Raw genomic sequence first — 11,805 nt, forward strand, 5'->3', positions numbered from 1 at the left:
TCGGGCAGAGGGAAATTATGATCGGATTACTCTCGGGAAATGAAAATCGCTGAATCAAAGTCAGGATGCTCATCCACTCGATACTGATCGGATTTTTGCGGCAGACTCTGATATTCAGCCATCCTGTGGATGGCATAACAATGACTGAATACTAAACTCGCGCTTCCATGTCTGCGCGCAACTTATTCAGTTCAAACCTGTTTTCAGGCGTATCTCCATTCTTGGAAATGTTTTTCAGCGTTGACCATGCCTGGCTGATAATGCCCGGGAGTTGCGAGTCGTCAGGGGCCACAGCCGCACTCGGGACATCGCGAGCCCAAAAGCGGTTTACCTCCGCCATGGAATGAGGATCAGACAGGGTCAGATCGACGCCTGAAACAGCGGCGAGAGAGGCAAATCGATCGGCCCAGCTAGCGGCGAAATCGTCAAACGTGGCGACCATGCGGACGTCCTGGCGCGAGTCACGCTCCGCATCGAGCACGTGCCTGAGCCAGAGGTTCCAGCCATCCTCGATCGGCAGCCCGTTACGCTCGTGGAGCGATCTTGCGACCTTGTCGGGATGCCGGACCGGCAGGATGACGACCGGCTCATACCCCGCCGCTTCCAATGCCTTGCGCCAGAAGGGGTAGAGCCGACAGATTCTCGGATCCTTCAGAACCACAGTGTCTGCGCTACCGAACTCGGACTCCAGGGCAGTGACGGCTTCGATTGCAAAAGCCTCGCCGACCGCGCCAGCAAGATGCGTATGATCAACGGCTTTCCAGTCTTTCCAGTCTGAGCCCGCAGCGGCAAGGATCGCATCATTCAGATTCATGATCCGATAGCTTTCCCAGAATCCGAGCGGATTGTCCGGCTTGGGCAGCATGAGGGTTGCGGGCGCTGCCGCACCGAGAGCCACAAGGCTTCCTGCAATGGAAGACGTTCCGCTGCGATGCATGCCGAGGATCACATAGGCAATGCGTTTGGGGCGTGAAGACAAGGACATGGGGCGGTCATAGACCAACCGCCCGGGCGGAGACAATCGGCTGACGGGACGCTCGATCGCCAGAACCGAACCTTGGTACGGCAGTTGATTCTTCGGCTTTCTTCGGCCGCGACATGGCGCTACACAGCCGCGCATGGCTATATTTCCGGTGATAATGTGCGGTGGCTCAGGGACGCGCCTGTGGCCCGCCTCCCGGCCCTCCCGTCCGAAACAGTTTATTCCGCTCGCGGGCAACCGATCACTGTTTCAGGAGACAGCGCTCCGCATCGCGCCGCTCGCGGACGGCGGGGGCAGGCTCGTCATCGTCGGAGGAGTGGGGCACCGCGACTGGATCGTTGATCAGCTCGACGAGATCGGCGTTGAGGCCCAGATCCTCCTCGAGCCCGAAGCCCGCGATTCTGCACCGGCCATGGCTGCGGCGGCCGTGTGGGTTCAGGCGATGGATCCGCAGGGCGTCATCGCCTTTGTTGCGTCAGATCACCATGTGCCGGATCATGAAGCCTTCCGGCAGGCTGTTCGCGACAGCGCCGACGCGGCCCGTGCGGGGCAAATCGTGACCCTCGGCATCAAACCGACAGAGCCATCGTCAGCATACGGCTATATCCGAAGTGCGGGCCGCGGTCTTTCAGCCGTAGAAGCGTTCCAGGAGAAGCCCGACGCTCTGATGGCAGCGAGCTACATCGAGGCGGGATATCTCTGGAACAGTGGCAACTTCATCGTGTCGGCGACCGGCCTGCTCGACGAACTGGTCCGCCTGGCACCCGCCGTCGAAAGCGCCGTGCGGTTGGCGGTTCCCACAGTGTCGGCAGGCTCGATCGAGATCCTGGGGCCGTCGTTTTCTTCGGCCCCGCGGATATCGATCGATTACGCCGTCATGGAGAAGACGGGTCTAGCCTCTGTCCTTGAGGTCGAGTTCGCATGGTCTGATCTGGGAGCATGGGACGCCATCCATGCCAGCGGCGAGGGCGGTACGGGGCAGCATATCTTCGAGGATGCAGAAGGTTGCCTTGTCCGTGCTGGAGACGGCGTGCTGGTGGCGGCCATGGGCGTCCGCAACCTCGCTATCATCGCAGAAGCAGATGCAATCCTGGTCTGTGACCTTGCGCGCGCGCAAGACGTCAAGCGCGTGGTCGAACGTATCCGGGCGGTGTCACCGCAGCATCTCGATTTCGCGAGGTCACGGCCTGAAGCGCTAGGCGATGGAGCCAAACGGTTTGCCAACTGGCTAAGACTGAACGCCCTGCCGCTCTGGAGCACAGTGGGGCAGAGCGAGGATGGCGGGTTTGCCGAGGCGCTAAGTCTGGACGGCCGAACACTGTCCATGTCTCGCCGTGCGCGGGTCCAGGCGCGCCAGATCTACGTCTATGCCCAAGCGGGGGCTCTTGGGTGGAGCGGACCCTGGCGTCGGATCCTTTCGGCCGGCCTGGAGAAACTCTATGCGGATTACCTGCGTGATGACGGACTGTGCCGAGCGGTTCTCACCGCCGAAAGTGCTCCGCTAGATGATACCGCGATGCTGTATGATCAGTCCTTCGTTCTGTTCGCCTTGGCAACGGCTCGCCGAGTCGGTCTCGACGATCCAACGCTAGAGGCGCGCGCCCTGTCCATCCGCAACGCCATTACGGCCAATGCCTTGGCGAACGGTGCATTCCGTGAAGCGGGAGAGCATCCCTATCAATCCAACGCGCATATGCACCTTTTCGAGGCCGCCCTTGCATGGGAGGAGGCCGGGGGTGACGCAGGATGGGCCGATCTGGCGGATCGCATCGCCAAGCTGGCCATGACGGTCTTCATCGATCCTCAGGGCGGTTTTCTGCGAGAGTTTTTCGATGCGGCCTGGGCGCCGGCCCCTGGCGACGAGGGCCGGCTGGTCGAGCCCGGACATCAGTTCGAATGGGCCTGGCTTCTGGCGAGATACGCGCGCCTGCGTGGACGCGACGATGCGTTTCAGGCTGCGCGGCGGCTCTACGAGAATGGCCGCCGGGGTGTGACCGAACGTCCCGTGGTCGCGCTGGATGCGCTGAACGACGACATGACGGTTCGCAGCAATCGGGCGAGGCTCTGGCCCCAGACCGAATGGCTCAAGGCCGCGTTGATCCTCGGCGAAGTCGCAACCGAACGGGACCGCGTTGCGCTTATGGAGGATGCTGCGGCCGCCCAGCGCGCCATCTGGATGTACCTGACCCCGCAAGGCCTCTGGCGGGACAAACAGTTGCCAGGCGGCGGATTTATCGATGAACCGGCACCGGCGAGTTCCTTCTACCACATCATGGCGGCTTTTTCGCAACTCTGCGACACGGCCAAGGCCAGGGGCCTTGCCAATGTTGCGGTCACCGGGCTGCGATGACTTAAGAACTCAGCAAGCATCAATTCCCTTGCTGGGCCTAAAGCCATGCTTGTCCTTTGATGATCTCTCGCTACGGTAGCCGTCAACAAAGCCAAGCGATGAGGACACGTCATGCCTGCTACCCGGTATCTGGATGGTTTCGGTGAACAGTCCGACTACGGTTCCGGCCGATTTGTCGAGGGCAGTGGCAATGTCGGGGGAGCCGGAAAGGCGCTTTCGCCCTTCGGCAATGTGGCGGACTATGGCCTTTGCGCCGGCTGCGGCGGCTTCCATTCCGTGTTCGATGGTGGAGGCAATGATCCGTTTGACATCCTGAATGCGGATGATCGCGGCGGCTTTGGTCCCAATGGCCGGGCCTCTCTCGGAACGAGCGATGCGGCGGCACAGATCACGCGCGGCAATCTGAACTGGGCGGGCGGCGTTGGCCTCGGGCAACCGCTGACCATCACCTTTGCTTTCCGAACGACGGCCCCGACCACGATGCCGACGGACACGACGGGCTTCTCGCGGTTTACCGATTTCCAGATCGCTGCAACCTTGCAGGCCCTGGCGTCATGGTCCGATGTGGCCAACATAACCTTCCAGCGGGTCGCAGGTGCTGTCGGCGAAGAGAATTTCTCCAACGAAGCCACCCTGCTGTTCGCGAACTATTCGTCCGGTCAGTCCGGCGCTGCGGCCTTTGCCTATCTGCCGGGTAGCCGTGAGATCGCGTCGAACGCCGGTGATGTGTGGATCAACAGTTCGCTCAGCTACAACCAGAATCCAGTGATCCTCGGCTATGGCCAGCAGGTTCTCACGCACGAGATCGGTCATGCGCTGGGTCTGCGTCACCCGGCCGATTACAATGCGTCCGAAGGCAACTCGATCACCTATGCCAATGACGCGACCTATTTCGAGGACTCGCGCCAGTTCACGGTGATGAGCTACTTCAGCGAGCGCAATACCGGCGGGGATTTCGGGTCCCAGCGGTATTCGGCTGTGCCCCTTCTGGATGACATTGCCGCTGCCCAACGCCTGTATGGTGCAAACATGACGACGCGGACGGGTGATACCGTTTACGGCTTCAACTCGACGGCGGCGCAGCCCTGGTTCAATGCCAACAACAGCAGCAGCGTTCTGATCTTTGCGGTCTGGGATGCCGGCGGTGTCGATACGCTGGATTTCTCGGGTTATGCGCAGACGCAGACCATCGATCTGCGCCAGGGGGCCTTCTCGAATGTCGGCGGACTGACGGGGAATGTGGCGATCGCCCTGGGGGCCGTGATCGAAAACGCGATTGGCGGGTCCGACGCCGACCGGCTGATCGGCAACTCGGCCAACAACGTCCTGACCGGCAATGCGGGCAATGATTTCATAGACGGTGGTCTCGGCAGCGACACCGCCGTCTTCACCCGGGCTCGATCCGAATACACGATCACCGTCAATGGCCAGACGGTTACCGTGACCAGTATTGCGGAAGGCACGGACACGCTCGTCAATGTCGAATTCCTGCGTTTCTCGGATCAGACAATTGCCGCCGGCACGTCCGGTGCGCTGACGTTGAGTGGCGACATCCTCAACAATGTGCTGGACGGCACGGCCTTCAATGACACCCTGAACGGACTTGGCGGCAACGATACGCTGACGGGTCTTGGCGGCAACGATACGCTTGACGGGGGCAGCGGCAATGACACGATTTCAGGCGGTGATGGCAATGACTTCGTCATCGGCGGTCTGGGCAATGACACGCTGAACGGTGGGGCAGGCACCGATGTCGCTGACTATACGGGTGCCGGCGGCAGCGTTCAGGTCAATCTGGCGACGGGTGTCGCGACAGGCGCGGCTGGGAGTGACACACTCACGGCGTTCGAGGAAATCCGGGGCGGAGCGTTCAACGACGTCCTGACCGGCGATGGCCTTGCGAATACCATCCGGGGCGGTGGAGGTGTGGACCTCCTGAACGGCGGCGGCGGGAATGACACGCTGATCGCTGGTGCACCCGGAACGGCCGGGGGCGCTCCGGACATCATCAAGGCGCGCACCACGACGAATGCCACCATCGCAACGGCGGTCAGCACCGCCGGTGCATTCGACCTCCAGGCCCGCGCCGGCGTAGAGAATGCCACCACGATTCCGCATGCAACGATTCTGGGCACGTCGCATGGCGGCGTCGAATACTACGCCGTGACCGTGGCCGCAGGAGATGTCGTCCGGTTCGACATCGACAACGCTTCTTTCGATGCGGCCCTGCGCCTGTTTGATGCGAATGGTGTCGAGCTGACGCAGAATGACGATGCTGCGACCGGGACCGGCGACGGCGGCGCATCCACAGACTCCCTGATCAGCTACACCTTCAACACCGCCGGGACCTATTACATCCAGGTTTCGCAGTGGACAGAGACGGGAACCGGTGCCGTGTTCTCATCCGGTCCGCCGCCGGCCGGCGCCACCTATCAGCTCAATATCTCGGTCCCCAGCGCCCCGGCCGTGCCGACTGTCTTCCTCGGCTCGACCCTGAACGGCGAGGCCGGCAATGATACCCTGACCGGCGGAAGTGGGGCCGACACGCTGAACGGCGGAGCCGGTTCAGACCGGATCGACGGCGGCGACGGGTTCGACGTTGCCCTCTATTCCGGCGTTCGTCTTCAGTATGGCGCATCGATTTCCAGTGTTGCCGGAGGACCCGAGGGCGGGACCGACACGATCAGCCGGGTCGAGGAACTGCGGTTCGTGGATGGCGCGCTCAGCTTCGACGTCAACGGCATCGCGGCCCAGGTCATGCGGCTTTACGATGCCACCCTGGATCGGCAGCCCGACCAGGCCGGACTGGATGTTCAGATCCGTGCCCTGACCACCGGCTCGACAACCTTGCTGGCGCTGGCCAACGCGTTCGTGGCCTCACCCGAGTTCCAGGCCCGCTACGGCACCCTGTCCAACCAGCAGTTCGTCGAGCAACTCTATCGGTTCTCGCTGGACCGCGAGGGCGACGCTCCGGGCATTGCCGCCCAGGTCAATGCCCTGAACACCGGGACAACAAGGGCGGCTCTTGTCGTTGCGTTCTCCGAGAGCCCTGAGCACCGGACCCTGACGCAGCCGATCCTGAACGCGGGCCTCTGGGTCGCCGACGACAAGGCCCTTCAGATTGCGCGGCTCTACGATGCGACCTTCGACCGCCTGCCGGATGCGGCGGGGCTGGCGGGGCAGCTGGCGGCGTTGAACGCCGGGACCTCCCTGCTCACACTGGCGGCCAATTTCGCGGCCTCGGCCGAGTTCCAGGCGCGATACGGAGCCCTGTCCAATCAGGCCTTCGTCGAGCAGCTGTATCGTTTCTGCCTGAACCGTGAGGGCGACGCTGCCGGCATTGCGGCTCAGGTCAATGCGCTGAATACGGGCACCAGCCGTGCGGCGCTCCTGTTGGCCTTCTCCGAGAGCCCCGAGCACGTCACCCTGACCGCCCCCTTCTGGTCCGGCGGAATCCGTACGACGGACGCACCCTTCTCGCCCGCCGTGGCCGAAGGTGAAGCGGGCAAGGCGCACCATGACCAGCCGCTGGTCCTGGTGACTGCAGAAGATACGGTGCTGGATGGCGCTGTGTTCGATGTGAAGCCGCAGGCGGATCACGACCCGCAGGTCCAGCCCGGTCTGCCAGCCTTTGACCCTGCTGATGTCGTGATCGACTTCAAGCTTGTCGAGGATGTCTTTGTGCTGCCGCCACAGGATGAACTGGGGCCACTCGTGCTGCCGGACAACGACGGCGTAGAGCTGTTCCAGGCATCCATCGATGGTTTTGCCGCGCCCACCGGCGACCATATGTTGACCCTGCCCATCGACGATAGCAGTTCTCCGGACGCCCTGCCCTGGAATCGTTCGCACGGGGACGATGGTTGGATGATGCAGTGAGCCGATAATCGGCTACAGAGCATGCATCCCTGTCCGTGAGCCCGGCCATCCGTGGTCGGGCTCAAACCTGTTCGAGTCTCGATGAAAAACCCGCTCTGGCACTATCACGCCGCCTTCGACGCCGACGCCTTGATCCGTCGCCACGAGGTCGCCTCCCGGGTATCCAACCCCGGGATGATCACCAATTTCCTCGACGTGAAGGTGGATCCGAAAATCTACCCCTCTCTCCTCGACAGTCTCGCAGGGGCTGTGGAAGGGGTACCAATTCCTCAGAACTGGCATGCCGACATGGCCGAGTGGGCTGCCGCCCTGCGCGCCGTCGAGCTCAGCCGGGATCAGTTCACGATGATTGAACTCGGCTGCGGCTGGGGGTGCTGGATGAACGCGACAGGTACGGCCGCGCGCAACATGGGTCGGTCGGTGAGGGTGATCGGTGTCGAGGGGGATCCCGGCCACATCGGCTATGCCGTCGAGGCTCTGCAGCGAAACGGCTTCGCGGAGTGGGAGTGGACCCTGCACCACGGGATTGCCGCTCCGCAGGGCGGTACGGCACTCTTTCCGACCCAGGAAGGTGGCCAATGGGGCCTCGAGCCTCTTTTTCACTGCGACATCGCCCAGCGTTCCGACGCCGTGGCCACAGGCAGATATCAGGAACTGCCGATGATCTCGCTTGTGGATCTCGTGGCGGAAGACCGACGGATCGACCTCCTGCATGTCGACATCCAGGGTGGCGAGGCGGATCTGATCGCGGCCTCCATCGGTATCCTCGAGAGATCCGTGGCCTATCTGGTGATCGGAACCCACAGCCGGCAGATCGAGGGACGATTGTTCGACACCCTATTGAACGCAGGCTGGATCCTGGAAATGGAGCGTCCCGCCATTCTCGTGCTCGACGGACAATCCAGTCCCGTGGTCCATATTGACGGTCTTCAAGGCTGGAAAAATCCGCGCCTTTTCGAGACCGTCTCGACTGAGGTCAGCTGAAACAGACCTCAGCCAGATGCAGGCTGAGGTCTCTAAGGTCGCCATTGGCCAGCTCCGAGTCCGGAACCCAGGTCTCTGCCTCGAACTCGAGGCGAACGCTTGGCGTGGTGCGCGTCAGAACCACCTTCGTTTGACCGTTGGGAATCTCGCCGTCCATGAGGACGGTCGTCCCGGACGTCAGACGCAATTTCAGCGGGCTTGCCCGCACATTCAGGAGAGCGATCTGCGCGCGGATCGCGTTCTCAGGGAAGACCACCTCGATCCAGCCCCGATCCGAAAGGATTCCATAGAGACCCTCGGTGATGAAACCCGAGGATTCATTGCGAGCCAGGAAGACGTCGCCGGTCATGGTCTCGATCTGGTTCATTCGTCCGATCAGCGTATAGCCGACCGTCGCGTCCGAATCCTCGGCGACCTGAAGCGACAGGCCGCAGCGATGAAATACAGCGCGGATGAACTCCAAAGACCAGCCGCTCTCGAACCAGCCGAACTTGCGTATGCAGTATACGGACAGTGCGTCCAGCCTCAGGCCCCAGTGTTCCCACCAGGTTGCGTTAATCGGCTCTCCGGCCAGGACGATGCGCCCCGCTGGCATGACCAGAGAGCCGGCCAGGCGCTCCAACACCGTCCATGGGCGAAGGGCGTGATGCAGACATTCGTAAAACAGCACCATGTCCACCGGAGCAGCGGGCTTGAAGTCGTCGAACGTTCCCAACTCTGCCTTGATGTCCCACCCCAGCCTTGCGGCACGGGTGTTCACGAGCTCCACGAAGCCCGGATTGATGTCGACAGCCGTGACCTGAAGTCCGCTGTAGGCCGCAATCTCCGATGAAAGCCCCCATCCGCACCCCATGTCGAGCAGATGGTCGCCGCGGTTGACCCCGGCCAGATGGATCGCCTTTGTCAGGCGCCGCAGATGCAGTGCGAGCACAGAAGGGTCTGGGTGGTTGTACGGATTGACGGCAGCGGCATAGGGCGCGACGTCGAAGGCCGCCTGCTCATTCTGGTTCTGGTCAAAGGCGCGACCCGAAATCTCCGCATACAAGGTCAGTTGCGCATCGACATAGGCGTCGCTGAAGGGGTCCAGCGCCTGATCGACCTGGAATGTCGGTTGATAGGTGAAGCCGGCCCAATAGGCATCGCAACCTGGCGCCCCCGGACCGCCGAGGCGATCGCTCTCGGCCACGAAGGCCTCGAGGTCGGTTTCGCAAAAGTTCATTGTCAGGTCTCGAATTACGGGAGCTCAGACCCGGCAGGACAGAAGGCGAGTTCCTTAATACGCGACGTGTGCAACCGTCCAGACACCATTGCGCCAGCGCCACCCTGGCCGGCTATGGCGGCATGGGCTCCGCAGCAGCCGAGGCAAATTTTGATTGGATGGCAAGCTTGCGCATCCTAGTAAGCGTCAACGTTTCGGCGCGCACGACATCCCGGCGCCTGCCCATGACGACAGACAGATAGACCTCTCATGCGCAAACCCGATTGGCTGAAACCCAAGAACTACAGAAAGCTGGGCAACCGTCTGCGGGATCAGCGACGCTGGGCAGAGTCCGCAGCGGCCTACCGGATCCATCTGGACCGGAAACCCGAAGACAGTCCGATCTGGGTCCAGTACGGCAACAGCCTGAAGGAAGACGGCCAGTACAAGGCCGCAGAGGTCGCCTACCGGCGCGCGGCAGAAGCCATGCCGGACAACAGCGATGTCCATTTCCAGATCGGCCATGTGCTCAAGATGCAGGAGCGCGACGCCGAGGCCATGGTGGCCTATCAGACCGCCATGCGACTGGGTCGGGCCGACGGTCTCGAGATCGAGATGCGCAACGTGAAGGCTCGACTGGAGCACGCCGCTCGCCCGCTCCCGGCCGGGATGACGATCTATTCCGTCCAGGACATGCTGTGGTACCTGAATGCGCACAGCACGTTCAGCGGCATCCAGCGCGTCCAGGCGGGCATTGCCAACTATCTGCTAGACCACTCGGGACCGGAAGTCGGGTTCGTTCTGACCGATGCCGTGGGGCGCCTCGAGCAAGGCGACTTCTGGCTCCTGCAGCGCGAGGACCTGCGCGCGGTGATCGCGTTTGCCTCGGGCCGGGATGTCGATCACGCCGAACTCCGCGTGTTGCTCTCCCGGTGCGAGGTCAATGCCGAGCCGGTGAGGGCCGGCGCGGGGCACACTATCATCGTGCTGGGCGCCTTCTGGGGCCTGGGCAATACGCCCGAGAAATTCCTGCCCGCAAAGCGCGCCGGCGCCCGTGTCGGCGTCTATGTCTACGACATCATTCCCCTGAGCCATCCGGAGTATTGCGAGACCGAGCTCTCGTTCTACTTCAGCGTTGCCATGGGGCAGATGTGCGCCTTCGCCGATTTCGTCCTGACGATCTCGGACTACACACGCATCACCCTGGCAGAGCTGCTCAAGGATCTCGGTGCCCGCGAAATTCCGATGGCCACGGTGCCGTTGGCCCATGACATGACCGGCGCTGCTCTGGTGGCCGAACCGCGGCCGTCGGCTCTGCACGTGCTCGAGGGTCGTGAGTTCGTCGCCTATGTCTCGACGGTCGAGGGTCGCAAGAACCATCTCTATGTCCTGCGCGTCTGGCAGGCTCTCATCGAGGCCGGGATCGATGTTCCAGACCTTGTCTTCGTCGGGCGCAAGGGATGGAAGGTCGGGCCACTCAATGCCCTTCTGGCTGAAACCGACCATCTCGATGGCCGGGTGCATATCCTGCACGACCTTACGGATGCAGAACTCACCGGCATCTACCAGAACAGCCTGTTCACGACCTTTACCAGCTTCGTCGAGGGCTGGGGCCTGCCGGTTGGCGAAAGTCTGCTGAACGGGACCCCCTGCGTGGCCTCGAACGTATCATCGATGCCCGAGGTCGGTGGTGCGTTCGTGGACTACGTCGACCCGACGGACGTCCGCGACGGCGTGCGGGTGATCGGCCGGATGATTACGGACAGGCCCTACCTCGACGCGCGTCGCCGCGAGATCGCAGAGCGGTTCAAGCCCCGTGGCTGGAATGCCGTCGGCGAGGACTTCGCCGGCAAGGTCGCGCATTTTTCCGAGACGCCTCCCGTACCGATCCAGCCCGCCCGCCTGGTCCAGGGCCGGATCGTGCGTCTGGACGATCAGAGTGGGGCCACCGAATTGTCGGATCTGATCCGCAATCCGCGCGGGCTGCTTCTGGCAGATGATTTCTACGGGCAGGAAGCCTTTGGCTGCTGGATGCGCGGCGCGCAGGGTGGGGTCGTCTTCCAGACCGATCTTCCGCCGGGCACGCCAGTCGTAGTCTATCTCAACCTGATCAAGGCCCCCGGCGGCGAGGGCGTGGGCCTCAAGGTCGACATTGGTGGTGTGGTCACCGAAACGTCGATCCACTTACTGGCCGATATCGGTCAGAAGACGCTGATGCAGCGCCTGAAGGGGCGTGTCGGTCCCACCGGGCTGTGCCGTGTCGCCATCACGATCGATGGGGAGCCGCCCTCACGCGGGCCGGGCGACCCGCGTGCGTTCATGATCGGTCTCGCCGCCATCGGCTATGCCGAAGCCGACGACGTTCAGGCACGGATGGACCTGCTGGAGTCACTGCTGCTGGATCACTGATCC

General features: G+C 62.6%; 6 protein-coding genes. 4 read left to right on the forward strand and 2 right to left on the reverse strand.

Annotated elements, in window-relative coordinates; translation table 11 throughout:
* Nucleotides 1-151 precede the first annotated feature (151 nt).
* Nucleotides 152-985, reverse strand: coding sequence for a sulfotransferase family protein (locus GGR13_RS04375; protein WP_183212197.1), 834 nt, complete (start codon nt 983-985; stop codon nt 152-154).
* Nucleotides 986-1,118: 133 nt separating this feature from the next.
* Here GGR13_RS04375 and GGR13_RS04380 point away from each other — a divergent pair, with 133 nt between their 5' ends.
* The 3 genes from GGR13_RS04380 to GGR13_RS04405 all read left to right on the forward strand — a co-directional run bounded on the left by GGR13_RS04380 (nt 1,119) and on the right by GGR13_RS04405 (nt 8,195).
* Nucleotides 1,119-3,332: an AGE family epimerase/isomerase gene (locus GGR13_RS04380; RefSeq protein ID WP_183212198.1), complete on the forward strand. Its 2,214-nt coding sequence runs from the start codon at nt 1,119-1,121 to the stop codon at nt 3,330-3,332.
* A gap of 111 nt (nt 3,333-3,443) precedes the next feature.
* On the forward strand, nt 3,444-7,211 hold the full coding sequence (locus GGR13_RS16570) for a DUF4214 domain-containing protein (RefSeq protein WP_281380536.1): 3,768 nt from the start codon (nt 3,444-3,446) through the stop codon (nt 7,209-7,211).
* An 81-nt stretch (nt 7,212-7,292) separates the two neighbouring features.
* On the forward strand, nt 7,293-8,195 hold the full coding sequence (locus tag GGR13_RS04405) for an FkbM family methyltransferase (RefSeq protein ID WP_183212199.1): 903 nt from the start codon (nt 7,293-7,295) through the stop codon (nt 8,193-8,195).
* On the opposite strand, the gene GGR13_RS04410 is transcribed toward GGR13_RS04405, so the two are convergent.
* Complete coding sequence (locus GGR13_RS04410) at nt 8,188-9,414, reverse strand: SAM-dependent methyltransferase (protein WP_183212200.1); 1,227 nt, start codon at nt 9,412-9,414, stop codon at nt 8,188-8,190. The two genes, GGR13_RS04405 and GGR13_RS04410, sit on opposite strands and share 8 nt — an antisense overlap.
* Nucleotides 9,415-9,663: 249 nt before the next feature.
* Here GGR13_RS04410 and GGR13_RS04415 point away from each other — a divergent pair, with 249 nt between their 5' ends.
* Nucleotides 9,664-11,802 (forward strand): glycosyltransferase family 4 protein, encoded by a 2,139-nt coding sequence (locus tag GGR13_RS04415; RefSeq protein WP_183212201.1) that lies wholly within the window; start codon nt 9,664-9,666, stop codon nt 11,800-11,802.
* Nucleotides 11,803-11,805 lie beyond the last annotated feature (3 nt).

The sequence above is a fragment of the Brevundimonas variabilis genome, assembly GCF_014199945.1.
GTDB lineage: Bacteria > Pseudomonadota > Alphaproteobacteria > Caulobacterales > Caulobacteraceae > Brevundimonas > Brevundimonas variabilis.